Source organism: Nonomuraea sp. NPDC050547 (assembly GCF_044457345.1).
Classification (GTDB): domain Bacteria; phylum Actinomycetota; class Actinomycetes; order Streptosporangiales; family Streptosporangiaceae; genus Nonomuraea.
The window spans coordinates 540,932-561,200 of record NZ_JBITGW010000001.1 but is presented as its reverse complement, the minus strand read 5'-3'; the positions used below and the strand labels follow the sequence as shown (position 1 = coordinate 561,200).

At 72.2% G+C, this 20,269-nt stretch carries 20 protein-coding genes; 3 read left to right on the top strand and 17 right to left on the bottom strand.

Annotated features, from left to right (window positions below):
- Window positions 1-12: 12 nt before the first annotated feature.
- The 4 genes from ACIBHY_RS02620 to mraZ form a co-directional block, all read right to left on the bottom strand.
- On the bottom strand, window positions 13-2,364 hold the full coding sequence (locus tag ACIBHY_RS02620) for a penicillin-binding transpeptidase domain-containing protein (protein ID WP_397305723.1): 2,352 nt from the start codon (window positions 2,362-2,364) through the stop codon (window positions 13-15).
- Window positions 2,361-3,236 carry a hypothetical protein gene (locus ACIBHY_RS02615; RefSeq protein ID WP_397246157.1) on the bottom strand — a complete coding sequence of 292 codons (876 nt, stop codon included), beginning with the start codon at window positions 3,234-3,236 and terminating at the stop codon, window positions 2,361-2,363. Before ACIBHY_RS02615 ends, ACIBHY_RS02620 begins: the two co-directional genes overlap by 4 nt.
- Complete coding sequence (gene rsmH / locus ACIBHY_RS02610) at window positions 3,220-4,179, bottom strand: 16S rRNA (cytosine(1402)-N(4))-methyltransferase RsmH (RefSeq protein WP_397246779.1); 960 nt, start codon at window positions 4,177-4,179, stop codon at window positions 3,220-3,222. The genes ACIBHY_RS02615 and rsmH overlap by 17 nt, the downstream gene beginning before the upstream one ends.
- Window positions 4,180-4,393: 214 nt before the next feature.
- Window positions 4,394-4,825 carry a division/cell wall cluster transcriptional repressor MraZ gene (gene mraZ / locus ACIBHY_RS02605; protein WP_184960700.1) on the bottom strand — a complete coding sequence of 144 codons (432 nt, stop codon included), beginning with the start codon at window positions 4,823-4,825 and terminating at the stop codon, window positions 4,394-4,396.
- Window positions 4,826-5,245: 420 nt separating this feature from the next.
- Here mraZ and ACIBHY_RS02600 point away from each other — a divergent pair, with 420 nt between their 5' ends.
- From ACIBHY_RS02600 to ACIBHY_RS02590, 3 genes are read left to right on the top strand one after another with little or no spacing between them, the layout of a single operon-like run.
- Window positions 5,246-6,295: an AAA family ATPase gene (locus tag ACIBHY_RS02600; protein WP_376773467.1), complete on the top strand. Its 1,050-nt coding sequence runs from the start codon at window positions 5,246-5,248 to the stop codon at window positions 6,293-6,295.
- Window positions 6,292-7,551: a DUF58 domain-containing protein gene (locus ACIBHY_RS02595; protein ID WP_379618590.1), complete on the top strand. Its 1,260-nt coding sequence runs from the start codon at window positions 6,292-6,294 to the stop codon at window positions 7,549-7,551. Before ACIBHY_RS02600 ends, ACIBHY_RS02595 begins: the two co-directional genes overlap by 4 nt.
- Entirely contained in the window at window positions 7,548-9,968 is a 2,421-nt protein-coding gene (locus ACIBHY_RS02590) for a DUF3488 and DUF4129 domain-containing transglutaminase family protein (RefSeq protein ID WP_397305722.1), read from the top strand. Before ACIBHY_RS02595 ends, ACIBHY_RS02590 begins: the two co-directional genes overlap by 4 nt.
- Window positions 9,969-10,169: 201 nt before the next feature.
- Here ACIBHY_RS02590 and ACIBHY_RS02585 read toward each other — a convergent pair whose 3' ends face one another.
- The 13 genes from ACIBHY_RS02585 to ACIBHY_RS02525 form a co-directional block, all read right to left on the bottom strand.
- Entirely contained in the window at window positions 10,170-10,568 is a 399-nt protein-coding gene (locus tag ACIBHY_RS02585) for a DUF3040 domain-containing protein (protein ID WP_397101563.1), read from the bottom strand.
- 183 nt (window positions 10,569-10,751) lie between these two features.
- A complete protein-coding gene (gene dinB / locus ACIBHY_RS02580; protein WP_397246151.1) occupies window positions 10,752-11,993 on the bottom strand; it encodes a DNA polymerase IV in 1,242 nt (413 codons plus the stop codon).
- A gap of 26 nt (window positions 11,994-12,019) precedes the next feature.
- Window positions 12,020-12,739: a methyltransferase domain-containing protein gene (locus tag ACIBHY_RS02575; protein WP_397246149.1), complete on the bottom strand. Its 720-nt coding sequence runs from the start codon at window positions 12,737-12,739 to the stop codon at window positions 12,020-12,022.
- A gap of 45 nt (window positions 12,740-12,784) precedes the next feature.
- Window positions 12,785-13,414, bottom strand: coding sequence for a C39 family peptidase (locus ACIBHY_RS02570; protein WP_397246147.1), 630 nt, complete (start codon window positions 13,412-13,414; stop codon window positions 12,785-12,787).
- A gap of 20 nt (window positions 13,415-13,434) precedes the next feature.
- The gene (locus ACIBHY_RS02565; protein WP_397246145.1) at window positions 13,435-13,770 is read right to left on the bottom strand and encodes an MmcQ/YjbR family DNA-binding protein; all 336 of its coding nucleotides are present in this window, start codon (window positions 13,768-13,770) and stop codon (window positions 13,435-13,437) included.
- A gap of 10 nt (window positions 13,771-13,780) precedes the next feature.
- A complete protein-coding gene (dmpG, locus tag ACIBHY_RS02560; RefSeq protein ID WP_397246142.1) occupies window positions 13,781-14,788 on the bottom strand; it encodes a 4-hydroxy-2-oxovalerate aldolase in 1,008 nt (335 codons plus the stop codon).
- The gene (locus ACIBHY_RS02555; protein WP_397246140.1) at window positions 14,785-15,657 is read right to left on the bottom strand and encodes an acetaldehyde dehydrogenase (acetylating); all 873 of its coding nucleotides are present in this window, start codon (window positions 15,655-15,657) and stop codon (window positions 14,785-14,787) included. Before ACIBHY_RS02555 ends, dmpG begins: the two co-directional genes overlap by 4 nt.
- A complete protein-coding gene (locus ACIBHY_RS02550) occupies window positions 15,654-16,802 on the bottom strand; it encodes an alpha/beta fold hydrolase (RefSeq protein WP_397246138.1) in 1,149 nt (382 codons plus the stop codon). The genes ACIBHY_RS02555 and ACIBHY_RS02550 overlap by 4 nt, the downstream gene beginning before the upstream one ends.
- Window positions 16,799-17,791 (bottom strand): amidohydrolase family protein, encoded by a 993-nt coding sequence (locus ACIBHY_RS02545; protein WP_397305720.1) that lies wholly within the window; start codon window positions 17,789-17,791, stop codon window positions 16,799-16,801. Before ACIBHY_RS02545 ends, ACIBHY_RS02550 begins: the two co-directional genes overlap by 4 nt.
- Entirely contained in the window at window positions 17,788-18,330 is a 543-nt protein-coding gene (locus tag ACIBHY_RS02540) for a 3-hydroxyanthranilate 3,4-dioxygenase (RefSeq protein ID WP_379618612.1), read from the bottom strand. The genes ACIBHY_RS02545 and ACIBHY_RS02540 overlap by 4 nt, the downstream gene beginning before the upstream one ends.
- Window positions 18,327-18,755 (bottom strand): RidA family protein, encoded by a 429-nt coding sequence (locus tag ACIBHY_RS02535; protein WP_397246134.1) that lies wholly within the window; start codon window positions 18,753-18,755, stop codon window positions 18,327-18,329. Before ACIBHY_RS02535 ends, ACIBHY_RS02540 begins: the two co-directional genes overlap by 4 nt.
- Window positions 18,752-19,486, bottom strand: coding sequence for a 2-keto-4-pentenoate hydratase (locus tag ACIBHY_RS02530; RefSeq protein WP_379618616.1), 735 nt, complete (start codon window positions 19,484-19,486; stop codon window positions 18,752-18,754). The genes ACIBHY_RS02535 and ACIBHY_RS02530 overlap by 4 nt, the downstream gene beginning before the upstream one ends.
- Window positions 19,483-20,265, bottom strand: a complete 783-nt coding sequence (locus ACIBHY_RS02525) for a 2-keto-4-pentenoate hydratase (RefSeq protein ID WP_397246132.1) — start codon at window positions 20,263-20,265, stop codon at window positions 19,483-19,485. Before ACIBHY_RS02525 ends, ACIBHY_RS02530 begins: the two co-directional genes overlap by 4 nt.
- Between the last annotated feature and the right edge of the window lie 4 nt (window positions 20,266-20,269).

The following is a 20,269-nucleotide window of genomic DNA, read 5'->3' as shown; positions in this document are numbered from 1 at the left end:
TACCTTCCCCGGTCACTGTCCGGCGCTCAACCGCACCGGAGGCGCGGTCGAGCTTGTGGGCGGAATCTTCCTGCTCTTGATGGCGAACGTCATCACCTGCTTGAACACGGGGGCCGCGAGCTGCCCGCCGAAGTGGCCCTTCTGCGGGTTCTGCAGCACCGACAGGACCACCAGGCGGGGCGCGTCGGCGGGCGCGAAGCCCACGAAGGATGCGGTGTAGCCGTCGTAACGGCCCAGCTTCGGATCGTAGCGGTTCGCGGTACCGGTCTTGCCGGCCACGCGGTATCCGGGGATGGCCGCCAGGCCGCCGGTGCCCTCCTCGCTCGCCGCGCTCTCCAGCATCGCGGTGATCTCCGTGGCCGTCCGCTCGCTGACCACCCTGGTCTGCTTGCCGGCGCCCGCCGCGGTGAACCTGCCGTCCTCGCCGGTGGTGCCGGCGACGATCTGCGGAGGCACCCTGACGCCGCCGTTGGCGATCGTCTGGTACACGCTGGCCATCTGCAGCGCCGTGACCGAGACGCCCTGGCCGTAGGCGATCGTGCAGCTCTGGCTGCCCGACCAGGTCTTGTAGTCGGGCAGCAGCCCGGCCTCCTCGCCCGGCACGCCGCCGCCCGGCTTGGCGCCGAACCCGAAGGACTTCAGCATGCCGTGCAGCCGCTGCGAGCCCACCTTGCGGGCGGCCATGATCGTGGCGACGTTGCTGGACTTGGCGATCGCCGTCTGGAACGTCATCGTCTCCGTCGGGTGCGGCTCGGCGTCGCGCAGCGTGCGGTCGTAGCAGCGGATGTTGTCCTTGACGCGGAAGCTCGTCGTCGGCCTGACCGCGCCGCTCTCCAGCGCCGCCGCCGCGGTGATCACCTTGTTGGTGCTGCCCGGCTCGAACACGTCGGCCGCCGCCCGGTTGATGTAGTTCTCCTGGGGGGCCTGACGCCAGTTGTTCAGGTCGAGCTCGGGGGCGTTGGCCATGGCGACGATCTGCGCGGTCTTCACGTCCATGACGATGACCGTGCCGCTCTCCGCGCCCACCGCCTGCACCTGCTCGGCGATCGACTTCTGGGCCGCCCACTGGATGTCGCGGTCGATCGTCAGCCGCACGTCGCTGCCCTCCAGGGGCGCCTGGCGCTGGCTGTGCGTCATCGGGATGCGCTGGCCGTCACGGCCCTGCTCCACCCGCTGCTTGCCGTCGCGGCCGGCCAGGAGCGAGTTCTTGGCCTCCTCCAGACCGCCCAGGCCGGTGCCGTCCACGCCCACGAAGCCCACCAGCGTGCCGGCCAGGTCGCCGGCCGGGTAGATGCGCTTGTACTGCTTCTTCGCGGTCAACGCCGGGATCTGCGCCTTGAGCAGGCGACTGGCCACGACCGGGTCGACGTCCTTGGCCAGGAGCTGGTACCGGGTGGTGTCCTTGGCGAGCTTGCCGGCGATCTCCTGCTGCGACTTGCCGAGCTCGGCCGCCAGGACGTTGGCCACCTTGGCGCGTACGCTCGGATGCACCTTCGACGGGTCGATCGCCACCTCGCGGGCCTCGACGGTCATGGCCAGGGCGTGGCCGTTGACGTCGGTGATCGAGCCGCGCTTGGCCGGGATGACCTCGGTGATCATGCGCTGGCCCACGGCCTTGGCCTCGTAGATCTTGGAGTCGAGCCCCTGCATCTGGATCAGGCGGCCGGCGAAGATCGACAGGATGAACGTCATGACGATCATGCCGATGTTGATGCGGCGGCGCGGGTTGCCCAGCCTGAGCACCAGCGGCGGCCTGGGCGGGCGCGGCGGAATCGGCGGCCTGCGCGGCGGCACGCCGCCCCTGCGCGCGCCGCGCTCCGGGTCTCCGGGCCCGCGCGGCGCCCCGCCACGCGGTCGCGGCACCTCGCTCCTGGGCCGTCCTCCGTCGGCGCCGGGCCTGCCGGGCCGTGTCCGCGGGTCACGCGCCTCGCGCTCGTCCCGCCCGTCGGGCCTGGCCGGCCGCTGCCTGGACTCGCGCGCACCGTCCTGAGCGCCCCGCCGTTCGCGGGAAGCGCGCCCTTCTTGAGACGTGCGGCCCTCCTGAGACGTACGGCCTTCTTGAGACGTGCGGCCCTCTTGGGAGGTACGGCCCCGCGGCTCCTGGGGCGAGCGCCCGCCCTCCTGGGAGGCGCGGCCGCGTGGACGCTCGTCCTGCTGCCCGTCGCCGGTCTCGGGGCGGCGGCGGTCGTCGGTGAAAGGCAGGTCGAACGGGTCGTCGCCCGGCGCCGGTCGCCCGGTCCTGCCGGTCCGCCCGGTGCCGCCCGTGCCCCGGGGCGTACGCCGAGCGGCGCCGGGCCCTCCTTGAGCGCCGGCGCCGCCTGGTCCGCGGCCGGGTCCCTGCCCTCGGCCGCCTGAGTCCCTCACCGGTTCGCGCCGCCCACCTTGCTGGAGTCCTCGCTGGCGGGAGTGATGACGTTGGGGTCCTTCCAGTCGGGCTGGAGGTGCTGCCGCTTGCCGGCCTCGGCGATCTCGCCCGGCTGCTTGCGGCGCTCGTTGTCCACCCCGAGCTGCTGGTTGCCGAGCTCGAGCTGGGCGATCTCGGACTTCAGGTTGCCCGCGCGGATGGAGTCCTGCGCCAGCACGGTGTTGAGCAGCAGCAGGCTGACCAGCCCGCCGCCGAGCAGCCCGAGCACCAGCACGATGAACGGACCGCGCTGCCGCCGCGCCGGACCGCGCCGCGCGCTCGCCGGCCGCCGCGCCCCCTGGGGCCGCACCGGCCGCCCGCCGCGCGTCCGCGGAGCGACGCCGGGCTCACCCTCGGCCTGGGGCGAACCGGCGGACCGCCCGTCGCGAAGCTCGTCACCCTGACGCGTCCGCAGCGCACCGGCACGCTCGTCGGCCATCTCCTCCGCACGCCGCGCACTGACATGCTCGCCACCGTCGGCACGCCGGGTCGTCACACGCTCCTCGCCGTCGGCACGCCGCGCGCCGACACGCTCGGCGCCGCGCGTCGAGGCGCGGTCGTCGGTGTCCTCGGCACGGCGCGCGCGGCCGGTCGGGCCGCGGCGGGCGCGGGTGGTGGCGGTGCGCTCGTCGCGGGGCTCGCCCTGGCGGGGCCGTACCGAGCCGGTGCGCTCGTCGCGGGCCTCGTCGGCGTGGTCAGGGGTGGAGGCGGCGGGACGCGGGGGCGGGACGGGCTTGTTCGCCGAACCGGACCTGCCGGCGCCACTCTTCGGCGTGCCGGCGCCGCGTGCGGGCGCGCTCCTCCTGATCTCCTGCTCAGTCCTCGTCGTCAACACGGATCCTCTCTGCCGCCCTCAGCCGGGCCGATGTCGCCCGCGGGTTGCGGGTGACCTCTTCTTCACTTGGGAGCTCCGCTCCCCTCGTCAGCAGGCGGAACCTCGGCTGGTGTGCCGGGAGCGGGACGGGCAGCCCGTGCGGGCTGGTGTCCCTGGTTCGCGCCGTGAGGACCTGCTTGGCCAGCCGGTCCTCCAGGGAGTGGTAGGCGAGCACGACGACTCGCCCACCCAGCACCAGCGCGTCGAGGGCGGCGGGCAGCGCCGCCTCCAGGGCGGCGAGTTCCGCGTTCACCTCGATGCGCAGCGCTTGAAAAGTCCTCTTGGCGGGGTTTCCCCCTGTGCGCCGGGTAGCGGCAGGAATCGCCTCTCGGACGATGTCGGCAAGCCGCTTAGTCGACGTTATGGCCTCCTTGGCCCTTTCCTTGATAATTAGGCCCGCGACACGCGGTGCGAACCGTTCCTCTCCGTAATCACGAAGGATGCGCGTTAGCTCCCCAGCCGAGTAGGTATTGACCACCTTCTCCGCCGTGAGGTCCTGGCTCGTGTCCATCCGCATGTCGAGCGGAGCGTCGTAGGAATAGGCGAACCCGCGCTCGGCCTCGTCGAGCTGAGGCGAGGAGACGCCCAGGTCGAACAGCACTCCGTCGACCTTCTCACGGCCCAGCCGCGCGAGCACGGAGGCCAGCTCGTCCGACGTCGCGTGGACGAGCGAGGTCCGCTCGGCGTACGGCACGAGCCGCCGCGTGGAGAACTCGATCGCGAACGGGTCGCGGTCGATCCCGATCACGTGCAGTGAAGGGTGGGCGGCGAGCAGGGCTTCCGTATGGCCACCGAGGCCGAGGTTGGCGTCGACGACGACTGGGCGCGCACCGGTCAGCGCCGGCGCCAGCAACTCCAGAACGCGCTCGAGCATCACCGGAACGTGAGCGCTCTCTGCCATCTCTCCAACCCCCCTCTCGCGTCCTTGCTCGCGGATGACGCGACGGCCGATCCTTCCAAAGGTCCCCACCCGGTGCCCGTCCGGCCAGGTCCCCATCCGCATCCTCTTCGAGATACCGGTACATCTGACACCGGGGAAGGTGCATCAGCTGCCGGACAGTGGTTGCGGGTGGAGACCTCGCCGAACGACCACACCGTCGAATCGACCGTGACGATTACAGAATCCCTGGCAGCACCTCCTCCGAGAGATCGGCGAAGGCCTGCTCCTGTGCGTTGAGATAGGTCTCCCAGGCCTGCGCGTCCCAGATCTCCAGGCGGGTGTTGGCCCCGATGACCACGCAGTCACGTTCCAGGCCCGCGTACGTGCGCAGGCCCTGCGGGATCGTGATGCGTCCCTGCTTGTCCGGAGTCTCGTCGGACGCGCTGGCGAAGAAGACACGGCTGTAGTCACGCACCGCCTTGGCGGTGACCGGGGCGGTGCTGAGAGCCTCGGTAATGCGCTGGAACTCCTCCACCGGAAAGACGTAGAGGCATCGCTCCTGGCCTTTGGTAATCACAAGACCCTCCGCCAGCTCCTCACGGTACTTAGCCGGCAGGAACAGCCGTCCCTTGTCGTCGAGACGCGGCTGATGGGTGCCGAGGAACATCGGCCCCACCTCCCGTGCCTCATGAAGCGCCTAGCGCTGGTGCACCGGCCCTCCACTGCGCACCACCATACTCCACTTCTCCCCACCGTCAACTGATTACAACCCAGGTCGCCGCCTATGCGTCTTGCAAAACCCCAGGTCAGAGCGATGGCGCTCGGTGGAGCGGGCTGGGCGGCCGGTCAACCCTCATGGGCGTGTCGAGAGTTGAAACGCCCCACGGAATAGGGCCTGGAGGGGCCCCGCGGGGGCAGTGGTGGAGGAAAGTGGAGCGCTTCGCGCCACCGACTGTCACGGGATTCGCACCGCGACGGGACAAGAACACGAAGGTTCCTTCGGACACTGATCGAACGCTCTCAGGGCTGGAGGAATACCGACAAATGTCGCTCAAGAACCCCCAGCGTCGTAGGGTCGGTACACACAATGGAAAAGGAATGGCATGGCTCCCGCCAAGGCACGCTCCAGCGGGACAGCCGTCGCACTTCTCATGGAGGCCTGGTGGCAGTAACCCATGACGTCCCTCAGCGGCTGGAAGAGCTCGTGTCCACCGCGCACCGTATTCGGCAGGCTATCGAGTCGGTGATCGAGGGCAAGAGCGACGCCGTCCGCCTCACCCTGACGGTGCTGCTCGCCGAGGGGCACCTGCTCATCGAGGACGTGCCCGGAGTCGGCAAGACCATGCTCGCCAAGGCCTTGGCGCGCTCCATCGACTGCCCGGTGCGTCGCGTGCAGTTCACGCCCGACCTGCTGCCCAGCGACATCACCGGCGTCAGCGCCTACAACCAGCAGACGCGCGAGTTCGAGTTCAAGCCGGGTCCCGTCTTCGCCAACATCGTGGTCGGCGACGAGATCAACCGCGCCTCCCCCAAGACGCAGAGCGCCCTCCTCGAGTGCATGGAGGAGCACCAGGTGACGGTCGACGGCGTGACGTACCACCTCGAGTCGCCCTTCATGGTCATCGCCACGCAGAACCCGATCGAGATGGAGGGCACCTACCCCCTCCCCGAGGCACAGCGCGACCGCTTCACCGCCCGCGTGGCGATGGGCTACCCGGAGCCGGCCGCCGAGCTGGAGATGCTCGACGTGCACGGCGGCACCCCTCCGCTGGACAAGCTGGAGCCCGTGGCCACCACCGCCGAGGTGCGGGCGCTGATCGAGGCCGTGCGCGGCGTGTACGTCTCGCAGCCGGTCAAGAAGTACGCCATCGACCTGGCGGTCGCCACCCGCCACTCCCCCGACCTGCGACTGGGCGCCTCCCCGCGCTCCACGCTGCAGCTCGTGCGCGCCGCCCGCGCCCACGCGGCCCTGTCCGGACGCGACTACGTCATCCCCGACGACCTCCAGGACCTGGCCGTGCCGGTCCTGGCCCACCGGCTGCTGCCCAGCGTCGAGGCGCAGGGCCAGCGCCGCCTGCCTGAGCAGGTCGTGGGCGATCTGGTCAGGAGGGTGCCCGTACCGGAGACACGGGCGTGAGAACGGGACTGCGCGCACTGACCGCGCGCGGCAGGTCGTTCCTCGCCGCGGGGCTGGCGGCGCTGCTCATGGCCCTGTTGCTCGGTGAACACGACCTGCTGCGCATCGGCGTGCTGGTGACGGCGCTGCCGCTGCTGGCCGCGATGGTGGTGGCGCGCACCCGGTACCGGCTCAGCTGCGCCCGCCGCCTGTCGCCCTCGCGGGCCGAGGTCGGCGGCGAGGCCACCGTGACGCTGCGGCTGGAGAACGTCACCCGGCTGCCCACCGGCCTGCTGCTGATCGAGGACACCGTCCCGTACGCCCTGGGCGTGCGCCCGCGCTTCGTCCTGGACCGGGTGGAGGCCAAGGGCATCAGGGAGATCGACTACCGGGTCCGCTCCGACCTGCGCGGCCGGTTCACCATCGGGCCGCTGTCGGTGCGCATCGCCGACCCGTTCGGGCTGGTGGAGCTGGCCCGCGCGTTCACCATCAGCGACACGCTCGTGGTGACGCCGCAGGTCGTGGCGCTGCCCCACGTACGCCTGTCGGGCGAGTGGACCGGCGGCGGCGACAGCCGTACCAGGAGTGTGGCAGCGGCGGGCGACGACGACGTGGCGCCGCGCGAGTACCGGCAGGGCGACGACCTGCGGCGCGTGCACTGGCGCTCCACCGCCCGCCACGGCGAGCTGATGGTGCGGCGCGAGGAGCAGCAGTGGCAGAGCCGCGGCGCGCTCCTGCTCGACACCCGGCGCTCCGCGCACCGCGGCGAGGGCCCGCGCTCGTCGTTCGAGGTGGCGGTCTCGGCCGCGGCCTCCATCGGCGTGCACCTGGCGCACGAGGGGCTCGGCCTGCGGCTGGTCACCGACCAGGGCGCCGAGCACCTGACCGACAGCGGGCTGAGCTGGTCGCTGCTCGACACGCTCGCGATGGTCCGCAACAGCCCGGCGCGCTCGCTGGAGATCGGCGTCTCGGCGCTGCGGCAGGGCAGCGGCGACGGCCTGGTCGTCGCCGTGCTCGGCGCCATGGACCCGGAGGAGGCCCGCGACCTGGCCAGGATCAGGCACAGCGGCATCACCGGCGTGGCCGTCCTGCTCGACGTCGACACCTGGGACGCCGCCCAGCCGAACACCTCGGAAAGCTACCTGGCCGTCCAGACCGTCCTCGCCGGGTACGGCTGGCGCACGGTCAGGCTCCCGGCCGGCACGTCCATCGCCTCGGTGTGGCAGGACGCCGCCAGCCGGGGCCGCTTCGCCGTCCATCCCGGAGGTGCGGCATGAGGCTGTCCGTCGCCGCGGCCGTCGCCACGTTCTGCGCGGCCATCCTGCTGCACCCGTTGTTCGAGGGCGGCGCCTGGTTCTGGGGCTCCCTGGGCGCGGTCCTGACCATCCTGGTCGCCAGCGCGATCAGCGGCCGGCTTTCGCTGCCCACGTGGGCGGCGGCGCTGGTCAGCCTGGCCACGCTCGGCGTCTACCTGACCGCCTCGTTCGCCGGTGACAAGGCGTGGGCGCTGCTCGTGCCCACGAAGGGCTCGGCGGCCGAGCTGCTGAAGCTGCTGGCCACCGGCTGGGACGACATCCAGCGCTTCGCCGCGCCGGTGCCCGGCGACAACCCGGGGATCGCGCTGCTGACCACGGGCGGCGTGGGGATCATCGCGATCGCGGTGGACCTGCTGGCCGCCCGGATGCGGCGGGCGGCGCTGGCCGGGCTGCCGATGCTGGCGCTGGCGACCGTTCCCGCGACGATCCTGCTGGAGCCGATCGCCTGGTGGGCGTTCATCATCGCCGCGCTCGGCTTCACCGGCCTGCTGATCGCCGACGGCCGCGAGCGGGTCGGGCACTGGGGCCGGGCCGTCCTGGTACGCAGGACCCGCGCGGCCACCACTCCGTCGCCGGGCGAGAGCGCGGACACGCGGGGGCTGCGACTGTCCGGCAAGCGGATCGGGTTCGCCGCGATCGCGATCGCCGTGGTGGTGCCGGCGTTCCTGCCGCCGCTGGAGCCGGTGTCGTTCTTCAGCTTCGGCGTGGGCGGCCAGGGCACCGGCGGCAAGGGGAACATGATCCAGATCCCCAACCCGGTCACGAACATGAAGGGCCAGCTGACGCTTCCGGAGAAGCGGACCGTGCTGACCTATACCAACAACGACGACGTGCCGCGTTATCTGCGGATCTACTCGCTGGACGTCTTCGACGGCGATCAGTTCGGCCTGACCAAGCCGAAGGGCGCGCCGGAGAACCGCACCGACGCCGGCCCGCTGCCGCCTCCTCCTGGGCTGGGCGGCGGCGTCGAGACCGTGAACGCGGTGACCGACATCAAGATCAGCGAAGAGGTCGAGAACCTGGCGTTCCTGCCGCTGCCGTACCCGCCGCGCGAGGTGCGGGCGGACGGGGACTGGCGGGCGGACGTGAGCACGCTCATGGTCTTCTCCACACGCGACAGCGCCTCCGGCCTGGAGTACCAGGTGGCGACGAGCGAGCCGCGGCCGACGCCCGACCAGTTGCGCGCGCTCCAGCGCCCGCAGCAGCCCAACGTCGAGGCGCGCTACCTGCGGCTGCCGGAAGACTTCCCCTCCGACCTGCGCGACCTGGCCTACGAGCAGACCAAGGGCGCCGAGACGCAGTACGACGCGGCGCTGAAGCTGCAGGAGTTCTTCACCAAGACCGGCAACTTCACCTACGACCTGCGCACGCAGGGCAGCAGCACCTCGGCGCTGCGCGACTTCCTGCTGAGCAGCAAGGTCGGGTACTGCGAGCAGTTCGCCAGCGCGATGGCGGTGCTCGCCAGGGCGATCGGCATCCCCGCCCGGGTCGCGGTCGGCTACACCGGCGGCGACAAGACCGGCGACCAGTGGACGGTCGGCACCGACGACTCCCACTCCTGGCCGGAGCTCTACTTCGAGGGCGTCGGCTGGCTGCCGTTCGAGCCGACCCCGGCGGGTTCCGCCGGTCAGGGCAGCGCGCGGGTCCCGGAGTACGCCCGCCCGCAGCCGACTCCGGCCGCGACCTCCTCCAGCCCGACGCCCGGCTCCACCGCCCAGGGCGAGGAACTGCCGCCCGGTCAGCAGCCCGGCCGCAACCCGCGCGAGATCGACGACCGCGAGGCCAGGCTCGGCGGCAACGGCCTGCCGGCGGAGGAGCCGACGCCGCTGATCGCCAAGATCGGCATCGGGGTCGCGATCCTGCTGCTGATCCTGCTCATCCCGGCGGCGATCCGGCAGATCACCCGCAGCCGCCGGGTGCGCGCGCTCGGCTGGAAGGTCTCCGCGCCCTCCGACGAGCTCACCGCGCGCGTGATCGCGGGCAGCCATCCGTCGGTGGCCGCCGCGTGGGCGGAGCTGGACGACATCCTGTACGACTACGGCATGGCCCGCGAGCCCAGCGAGACGCCACGGGCGCTGGCCCGGCGGCTGACGCAGCGCTACGAGTTCGACGCCGAGTCGGCGGCGGCCATGACCTCGATCGCCGCGACGGTCGAGCGGGTGCTGTTCGCGCGCGACCCCGGCGTGGTCGGGCCGATGGGCAAGGACCTGCGCAAGGTACGGCGGGCCCTGGCGTCCACGCTCTCGCGGGGACGGCGGATCAGGGCGGCGCTGCTGCCCCCGTCGACGCTGCGCAGGCTGCGGTCCATGGGCGAGGGCGTGCTGGACGGCTTCGACCGCCTGGAGAACCTCAGGTTCAGGAGAGGCGCGACCAGGTAGATCAGATGAAGGAAGGTGGCTTGCCCGGTTCTGGGCAGGCCACCTTCGTCTGTCGCCCTGGTCGGCTCGTCCCCGTCGGCCGGTCGAGGCCGGCCGTTTCGGCGGGGACCACGTCCGGCGTGAGAGGCGATCCCCCGATCGAGGCCAGCCCTCATCGGCGGGTGGCGGTGGGGCGGCACCGCCGTAACGGATGGAGAAAGGTCAGCGGTCGTCGTGACGACGCCGCCAGCGCTCCTCCATACGTTCCATGAACGTGCCACGGCTCTTCCTGGCTCCCTTGCCGCTGCCGGGCACCGGAGCGCCTTGGGCAGAGCCGGAGTCACCGAACCCGTTCATACGTTTCCAGCTGGACAGACCCCACAGACACGCGGCGAGCATGACCACGAAACCGCCGACGCCGAGCGGGATCATCTGGATGACGACGCCAACCATCATGATGACGACGCCCAGAGCAAAGCCGATGGAGGCTTTGATCAGGCGACGCTTGTAATGGCTGCGCGGGTCACTGATCCTTACGGTGTTGGCCCACTTCGGGTCCTCGGCGTAGAGGGCCTGCTCGATCTGGTCGAGCAAGCGCTGCTCGTGCTCAGAGAGCGGCACGGCGCCTCCCAAGGACGGCCCCAGGACGGGGAAGACGGCAACGGACGACACGGGGTGTCCGAACCTCGCGGTCGGTTATCCCCAGAATACGAGCCTGTAGACGTAGGCGAAAGGAAACGTCCAACGCAGACCAAACCGGAGGTGACGTCATACCTCCATTTTGGGCTATTCGCGACATGGGCGTCATGCCTCCATTTCATCAAGTCTGCCCCGAACAAGCGAAGCCGGGAGTACCGCATCCGGCCCGAAGCGCCGGATCGCCTTGTCCATCGCCTGTTCGGCCTCGCGCCAGCCGGTCTCCCGCGCACCCAGGCTGAGCTGGCGAGAGGCCGCCTGCGCCGGCCCGAGGTTCTCCATCCGGACGCCCACCAGGCGCAGCCGCACGCGCTCCAGGCCCGCCGCGTCGAACAGGTCGCAGGCCGTGGCGTAAATCTCCTGGGCCACGTCGGTCGGCTCCCTGAGCGTGCGGGAGCGGCTGATCGTGGAGAAGTCGGCCCGGCGCAGCTTCACACTCACCGTCCTGCCCACGTGCCCGCTCTTACGCATCCTGGCGGCGACCTTCTCCGACAGGCGGAGCAGCTCACGCTTGATCATCTCGGGATCGTCCACATCTGTGGCGAATGTCTCTTCGTTGCCGATGCTCTTGTCGGGCGTGTGGACGGTCACGGCGCGCTCGTCGCGCCCCCAGGCCAGCGCCGCGAGGTGACCGCCCGCGGCGGGGCCCAGCTCGCGCTGGAGCGTCGCGGGCGGCACTCTGGCCAGATCGCCCACGGTACGGATGCCGAGGCGGACCAGGGCCTGCTCGGTGCGCTCCCCCACCCCCCACAGCGCCGAGACCGGCAGCGGGTGGAGGAAGTCGACGATCTCGTCGGCCGGCACCACCAGCAACCCGTTGGGCTTGCACTGTTTTGAGGCGAGCTTGGCGATGAACTTGCTCGCCGCCACGCCCACGGAGCAGGTGATGCCGTATCTTTCCCGAACCTGTTCCCGGATCAGCACCGCGATCTCCGCGGGCGAGCCCAGCCGGCGCCGCGCCCCGCCGACGTCGAGGAAGGCCTCGTCGGAGGCGATCGGCTCGACCAGCGGGGTGATCGAGTGGAAGATCTCCATGACGCCCTTGGAGACCTCGGAGTACTTCCCGTGACCGGGCGGGATGATCACGGCCTGCGGGCACACGCGGCGCGCCCTGCTCATGGGCATCGCCGAGTGCACGCCGAACGCCCTGGCCTCATAGGTCGCGCTGAGCACCACGCCGCGGCCCGCGGGCGAACCCACGATGACCGGGCGGCCCCTGAGCTCGGGCCGCTCCAGCAGTTCGACGCTGGCGAAGAAGGCGTCCATGTCGACGTGGAGGATCGGGCAGCCGGTGTCGTCGGCCCCGGTGGTGGGAGCGGGGCCGATGCCGGTGATCTGCTTGCGTGCCACTCCGTGATTCTATCCGAACAGACGTTCTACGGCTTGTGGGCGAGGATGTGGACCTGGGCGGCGATCTCCCGCAGGACCGGATGGGCGGCGGCGGCCTGCTCCAGCGCCACCAGCGCCTCCACGGCCCCCGGCTCGCCGTCGACCAGCCTGCTGGGCACCAGGTCGGCGAAGACCCGCACCCCGAGCGCCGGCCCGACCGCGAGCCCGGTCACCGCCAGGAGCTCCGACAGCGCGGCGGGCGTGAAGCGGCGCGGCGTGGGGTCGCGATCGCCCCAGCGCCCCCGAGGATCGTCCAGTACGGCGAGCGCCTCGTCGAAATGGCCGGTGAGCGCCCGGTGCAGGGCGCTGGCGAGCGGGTTGGCGGCCAGCACGCTGACGGCTCCCCCGTGGCGCAGCAGCCCGGAGACGGCGGTCAGCGCGCTGATGGGGTCCTCGACGTACTCCAGGACGCTGTGGCACAGCACCAGGTCGGCGCTGTCCTTGGGCAGCAGCTCGCCGAGGTCGGCGGCGTCGCCCTGGATCGCCCTGACCCCGACGCCCTTCTCCTTGGCCCGCCGCTCCAGCGCGGCCAGCGAGTCGGGGCTGGGGTCGACGACCGTGACGTTGTGCCCGAGCTCGGCCAGCGGTACGGCGAAGCCGCCCGTGCCCCCTCCGGCGTCCACGATGTCGAGCACGCCGCGCCCGGCGGATCCGGCCCGTTCGGCCAGCACTGCCCGCAGAGCGTCCCAGACCACGGCAGTGCGCACCGGGCTCCTCGTCACGTGTTCCCCTCCCACTCGAGCCAGCCGGTGTCAGCCTACGCTCTCCGGCGGCACCCTGGTGTCCGGGGCGAGAACGCTGATGCCCCGCCCGGCGAAGAAGTCGCCGAAGCGGGCCAGCGGCAGCCTGGCCCGCCTGCTGTCCTCGGTGTGGCCGGAGGGGTTGTTGAAGAGCACCGTCCCGTCCGCGGCCCCGGTGACCAGGACGAGGTGCCCGCCCCGGCCGGGCGCGGGGCGCTCGGGGCGGCGGATCTCCGGGTGGACGGAGGCGATCACCATCCGGCCCGCGGCCAGCAGCTCTTCGAGCTCGCCCAGCTCCATCAGGGGGTGGACCTCGGCGGTGAGGCCGTGCTCGGCCCGCGCGTAGTCGGCGAAGGGGGCGTAGTAGAGGCCCTTGATGCCCTCGGGCTCCTCGCGGTAGCCGCCGTAGGCGCGGCAGCCGTACACGAGGTCGAGCAGGGGTGGCGCGTGGCCGTCGCGGTGGTGCAGGAGCATGCGCAGGCAGGCCATCCCGCACGCGTGGCGGCACCAGCGGGAGTACTCCTCGCGGGTGCGCGCGCCCGACCGCCGCCACAGCGGGTCCTCGCCCGGGTCGGCGCCGCCGTAGACGTAGGAGGCGATCCGGTCGGCGCTCATGAACTGCGTGAAGGCGGCTACCTGCATGAACGTTCAGGGTAGCGGGCTCAGGGGACGAGGGGTCGCAGCCTCTTGGGCGCGCGCAGCCGCCAGGCGTCGGTGAGCAGTTCGGCCATCTCCTGCTCCCCGACCACCGGCATGCGGACCAGGACGACGGCGTGACCGTCGTAGTGAGGCAGGGTGAAGAAGACGTCCGGGTCGGCGGCGATCAGCTCGTGCTTGTCCTCCTCCGCGGCCAGCGGCAGCGCCAGCACGTCGCCCTCCTCGCGGATGCGGGCGAACCACCTGGCCTTCACGTAGAAGGCGGGCGTGCCGTACATGGGCTTCTCGCCGGTCTCCGGCAGGGCCAGGGCCAGCCGGCGGACGTCTTCCTCGGTCACCATGAACCGATTGTCACCCCCGGCGGCCGGCGAGATCGAGCGCGATGTCCACGATCATGTCCTCCTGGCCGCCGACCATGCCGCGGCGGCCGACCTCCACGAGGATGGCGCGGGTGTCGAGCCCGTAGCGGGCGGCGGCGTCCTCGGCGTGGCGCAGGAAGCTGGAGTAGACGCCCGCGTAGCCGAGCGTGAGGGTCTCGCGGTCCACCTGGACGGGGCGGGTCTGCAGGGGGCGGACGAGGTCGTCGGCGGCGTCCATGAGCGCGAACAGGTCGCAGCCGTGCTCCCAGCCCATCAGGTCGGCGACGGCCACGAACGCCTCCAGCGGGCAGTTGCCCGCTCCCGCGCCCATGCCGGCCAGGGAGGCGTCGACGCGGGTGACGCCGTTCTCGACGGCGACGACGGAGTTGGCGACGCCGAGCCCGAGGTTGTGGTGGGCGTGGATGCCGAGCTCGGTGCCGGGGTCGAGGACCTCGCGGTAGGCGCGCACGCGCTCCTTCACGCCGTCCATGGTCAGCCGGCCGCCGGAGTCGGTGACGTAGACGCAGTGCGCGCCGTACGACTCCATGAGCCCGGCCTGGCGGGCGAGCTCGGCGGGCGGGGCGAGGTGGGACATCATGAGGAAGCCGGAGACGTCCATGCCGAGCTCGCGGGCGACGCCGATGTGCTGGGCGGAGATGTCGGCCTCGGTGCAGTGGGTGGCCACGCGTACCGAGCGGACGCCGAGCGCGTGGGCGCGGCGCAGGTCGGCGATGGTGCCGATGCCGGGCAGCAGCAGCGTGGTGAGGACCGCGCGGTCCATGGCGGAGGCGGCGGCCTCGATCCACTCCTCGTCGGGGCAGGCGCCGAAGCCGTAGTTGACGCTGCTTCCGGCCAGCCCGTCGCCGTGGGCGATCTCGACGGCGGCCACCCCGGCGGCGTCGAGGGCGCGGGCGATGGCCGCGACCTGGCCGGCGGTGTACTGGTGGCGGATGGCGTGCATGCCGTCGCGCAGCGTCACATCCTGGATGTAGAGCTTCATCGGGCCGCCATCCTCTCCGCGACGCGCAGCGCCGCCGACGTCATGATGTCCAGGTTGCCGGCGTAGGCGGGCAGGTAGTGGGCGGCGCCCTCGACCTCCAGGAAGACCGAGACGAGCGTGCCGCCGTCGGCCGGGCGGAACTGCACGTCCTGCTTGAGCCGATAACCGGGCACGTAGGCGGCCACGGCGGCCACCATCTCCTTGACCGAGGCGGCGACCTCGGCCTCGTCGCAGCCGGGCACGAGGCAGTAGACGGTGTCGCGCATGATCACCGGTGGTTCCGCGGGGTTGAGCACGATGATCGCCTTGCCGCGCCCGGCGCCGCCGACGCTCTCCAGGGCGCGCGCGGTGGTCTCGGTGAACTCGTCGATGTTGGCGCGGGTGCCGGGACCGGCCGAGCGGGAGGCGATCGAGGCGACGATCTCGGCGTAGCGGACGGGCGCGACGCGGGAGACGGCCGCGACGATCGGCACCGTGGCCTGGCCGCCGCAGGTGACCATGTTGACGTTGTCCTCGCCGAGGTGGTCGCCGAGGTTCACGGCGGGCACGACGTAGGGGCCGATGGCGGCGGGCGTCAGGTCCACGACCTTCTTCCCGTACGGCGCCAGCGCCGCCGCGTTGTGCCGGTGGGCCCCGGCCGAGGTGGCGTCGAGCACCACCGCGACCTCCTCGAAGCAGGGCAGCGCGAGCAGGCCCTCGACGCCCTCGTGGGTGGTGGCCACGCCCATCCGCCGGGCTCTGGCCAGGCCGTCGGAGCCGGGGTCGATCCCGGCCATCGCGGCGACCTCCAGCGACGCGGACGTGCGCTTCACCTTGATCATCAGGTCGGTGCCGATGTTGCCGGACCCGATGATGGCGATCTTGCTCATGTGTCCTCCTCGCCGCGGCAGAACCGGGCGAACTCCTGGGTCATCTCCGGCACCGGCTTGTGGCCGGTGAACGGGGTGCCGTGGTTGCCGAAGTACAGCGGCACGTCGGCGAGGTGGCAGGCGCCGAGTTCGGCGCCGTCGCGCGTCATGGGTGAACGCGCGTCGCTGACGAGATGGCGGGCGGGGCCGGGGTGGATGCGCACCAGTTCCCGCGCGGGCTCGGTGAAGATCTCGCGGGTGGACGGCCGGCCCATGCCGGCCGCGGTGAACAGCCGCCCCTCCTGCGCGGTGGTGGTCACCAGCAGCGGCACTTTCGCGAGATTTCCTGACATGGGGTGTTCCTTCAGCAGGTCGCCGTCCAGCACCGGGGCGACGGGCAGCAGTCCTCCCGCCGGGGGCCTGGCGCGGGCGGCCCGTTCCTCCCCCGCCAGCAGCGTCTCGATCGGCGCCGTGGCGGGCTCGGGGACGGCGGCCGCCCTGGTCCAGGCCTCCGCCTGGCCGGGGGTGGCGAAGCCGTAGGGGACGGGGCTCATGGCCGCCGCCCGCGCGTACAGGCCGGGGGCGCAGGCCAGCAGGGCCAGGACGCTGGTGCCGCCCGCCGAGTGCCCGGCGAGCGTCACGTCGCCCGGGTCGCCGCCGAAGGCGTCGATGGCGTTCCTGACCCACTCCAGGGCGGCGATCTGGTCGCGCAGGGCGAGGTTGGCCGGTACGGCGCCGCCGTACCACAGGCCGGTGGCCCCGAAGCGGTAGTTGACGGTCACCACCACGAGGCCGTGCTCACGCGCGAGCACGGTCCCGTCGTACATGGCCTGCGCGCCCGAGCCGAACACGAACGCGCCCCCGTGCAGGAACACCAGCACGGGGCGGCGGCCCTCGGTCCCCGAGGTCCAGACGTTGAGGAACAGGCAGTCCTCGCGGCCCGCGGCCGGGTCGATCTCCAGGCCGGGCACCCACGCCATCCGGCCCGGCCGCTGCGGGGCCGGCGGGCCGGGGGCGAGCGCGTCGCGTACCCCCTCCCAGGGCCGGGGCGGCTCGGGGGCGGTGAAGCGGCGGGCGGGGGCGGCGTACCTGATGCCCTTGAACGCCAGCGCTCCCCCGAGTCCGAGCCCCCGCAGCGTGCCCTGCGGGGTGTGGGCGAGCGTCATGCGCGTGGCGCGCTCTCGGTCAGGCCCAGGAAGCGGGCGGCGTTGCCGCCGAGGATCGCCTCGCGTTCGGAGTCCGTCAGCCCCGGGCAGGCGCGCACGACCGAGCCCGGGTCCTCCTCGCCCAGGGGGAAGGGGAAGTCGGTGCCGAGCATGACCCGTTCCGCGCCCATGACGTCGACGAGCAGGCGCAGCGCCCGGGGGTCGAAGACGGCGGAGTCCACGGAGAAGCGGCCGATGTAGGCGGAGGGCGGCTTGGGCGAGTCGCGGCGGACCAGGTCGCGCCGATGCCAGGCGTTGTCGGCCCGGCCGAGCAGGAACGCGAAGCTGCCGCCGCCGTGGCAGAAGCACAGCCGCAGGTTGCCGGGCAGCTTCTCGAAGGCGCCGGAAAGGATCATCGTCAGGATGCCGAGCTGGGTCTCGGCGGCCATGCCGACCAGCCAGGGCAGCATGTAGCCGCGCATGCGCTCGGCGGCCATCATGTCCCACGGGTGCACGAGGACCGGCATGTCCTGGTGGGCGCAGTGCTCCAGGAAGGCGAGCAGGTCGGCGTCGTCGAGGTTGCGCGGGCCGACGTGGTTGCCGATGTGCACGCCCCGGTGCCCGGCGGCCTTCGCCCTGGCCAGGGTCTCGATGGCGTGGCCCAGGTCCTGCAGCGGCACCTGGCACAGCGGGACGAGCCGGGCGGGGTCCTCCGAGCAGTACGCGAGGATCCGGTCGTTGACCATGTCGCACCAGTCGGCGGCGCGGCCGGGATCGGCCTCGTAGCCGAACAGCAGCGGCGTGGAGGAGACGGCCTGCACCGCCACGCCGGTGCGGTCCATGGCGGCCAGGCGCGCCCCGGCGTCCCACAGCTCGGGGGTGACGGGGCGGTAGTCCTCGTCGCCGCTCATCATCATGCCCTCGCGCAGCCACGGCTCGCCGGCGCCCGCCAGGGTGCGCGCCTCCTCGCGGGAGATCCGCGGGAAGACGTGGGCGTGGATGTCGATCACTGGACCACCGGGCGGAGCGCGTCGGGCCAGTCCTTGCCCGGGTGGACGGCGCCGCAGTGCGGGCAGGTGCGGTCGCTGCCGTAGAAGGCGTTGAAGACCGGCGGCAGGTCGTCCACGATCGACTCCAGCTGCACCTCGGCGCGGTGCACGAGGCGGTGGCAGTTGACGCAGTACCACTCGAAGGCGTCCAGGTCGCCCTGCGGGCGGGCGTACTCGACGACCAGGCCGATGGAGCCGGGCACCGGCCGCTGCGGGGAGTGGCGCACGTGCGGCGGCAGCAGGAAGACGTCGCCCTCGCGGATCTGGATGTCGACCGGCGGCTTGCCCTCCTCCTCCATGACGCGCAGCACCATGCCGCCCTTGAGCTGGTAGAAGAACTCCTCGATCGGGTCGTCGTGGAAGTCGGTGCGCTGGTTGGGGCCGCCGACGACGGTCACCATCAGGTCGGCCTCCTTCCAGATCTGCACGTTGCCCACGGGCGGCTTGAGCTGGTCGGCGTGCTCGTCGATCCACGTGGCGAGATTGAACGGCGGGATCATGGGGTGCTCCTCGTCGGGATGTGGGCGGTGCAGGAGATCTCGATCAGCAGGTGCGGGTGGGGCAGCTGGTGGACGGCGACGGTGGTGCGAGCGGGGCCGTGCTCGTCGAAGTAGGCGCCGTAGACCTCGTTGTAACCGCCGAAGTCGTTCATGGAGACCAGGTAGGTGGTGACGTTGACGACGTCGGCCAGACCGCCTCCGGCGGCCTTGAGGATGTCGGCGAGGTTGCCGATGACGGCGCGGGTCTGCTCGCGGATGTCGAGGCTGGTGGTGCCCATCTCGTCGGCGCTCGCCCCGGCGAAGGTGCCGTCGGGACGGCGGGAGCTCGTACCGGAGACGAAGACCAGGTCGCCGGCCCGCCTGAAGTGCGGGAAGCGCCCGCGCGGGCGCGCCTTGCCCGGCACCAGCATCGATTCTTCGCTCACGTGGTCACCTCCGCGTGGCCGAGGCCCTGTCCGCTGACGCGCACGTGGGCGCCCGGCGGCAGCGGGACGGCGGCGGTGGCCGCGCCCGCCAGGACGATCCAGCCCGCCTCCAGCTCGATCCCGGCGGCCTGGGCCAGGCGGGCGGCGGCGTGCAGGGAGCGCATCGGGTCGCCGAGGATGGCCGCCGACGACCCCGAGGCGACGGTCCGCCCGTCGATCTCCAGGGTCAGGCCGACGTTGGCGACCGCGCGCGGCGTGTGCCAGGGGCCGAGGCCGAAGCCGCTGGCGGAGGCGTTGTCGGCGATGACGTCCTCCAGCGTGAAGGAGAAGTCGGCGAAGCGGGAGTCGAGCACCTCGTAGCCGACCGCCACGCCGCCGACGGCCGCGCCCACGTCGGCGGGCGAGCGGACCGGGCGCTCCAGCAGGAAGGCGATCTCGGGCTCGACGCGCGGGTGGATGAGCGTGCCCGTGTCCAGATGCGACTCGATCAGCATGGCGTCGGTCAGCAGGCCCCAGATGACGTCGTCCACGCCCATCTGGATCATCTTGGCCCGGCTCGTGAAGCCCATCTTGACGCCGATGAGCTTCTCGCCGCGGGCCTCGCGGCGGGCGATGACCTCGCGTTGCACCCGGTAGGCCGCGGGCACGTCGAGCGCCGTCTCCTCGGTCAGCTTCGCGATGGCGGTACGGCTCAGCGCCGCCTCGTCCAGGCGCTGCGCCAGGCGGTTCACAAGGTCTCCTTCGCGAAGGCGGCCCGGACGTCGCCGAGCCCGTCGATCCTGGCCTCCAGCACGTCGCCGGGCACGACCGGCACCACGGGCCCGAGCGCGCCGGTCAGCACGGTGTCGCCCGCCCGGAGCGGGCGGCCGAGGCGGGCCAGGGTGTCGGCCAGCCAGACGGCGGCGTGCAGCGGGTGACCCAGGCACGCGGCGCCGATCCCGGTCGAGACCTGCTCGCCGCGGCGCTCCATGACCATCCCGGCCAGGCGCAGGTCCAGGTCCTTCAGCGGGACGGGCCGGTTGCCCAGCACGTACAGGCCGGAGGAGGCGTTGTCTGCGACGGTGTCGGCCAGCGTGATGTCCCAGCCGCGGATCCGGCTGCCGACCACCTCGATCGCGGGCAGCGCGAACGCGGTCGCCCCGATCACGTCGGCCACCGTGTGGCGCTCGTGCGGCAGGTCGTGCTCCAGCACCAGCGCCACCTCGGCCTCGGCGCGCGGCTGCAGCACGGTCCCCGCCGGGATCTCGGCGCCGTCGGGAACCGCCATGTCGGCGAACAACGCCCCGAAGTCCGGCTGGTCCACGCCGAGCTGCTTCTGCACGGCCGCGCTGGTCAGGCCGATCTTGCGGCCGGTCAGCCGCCGTCCCTCACCCAGCCACCTGCCGGTCAGCCAATCCTGTACGGCGTACGCCTCCTCGACCCCGCCGACCAGATCGCGCACGGGCTCGCAGGGCACGCCGGAGGCGTGCGCCCCCAGCAGCCGCTCGGCGGCCTGTTGAACATTCGTCACCGAT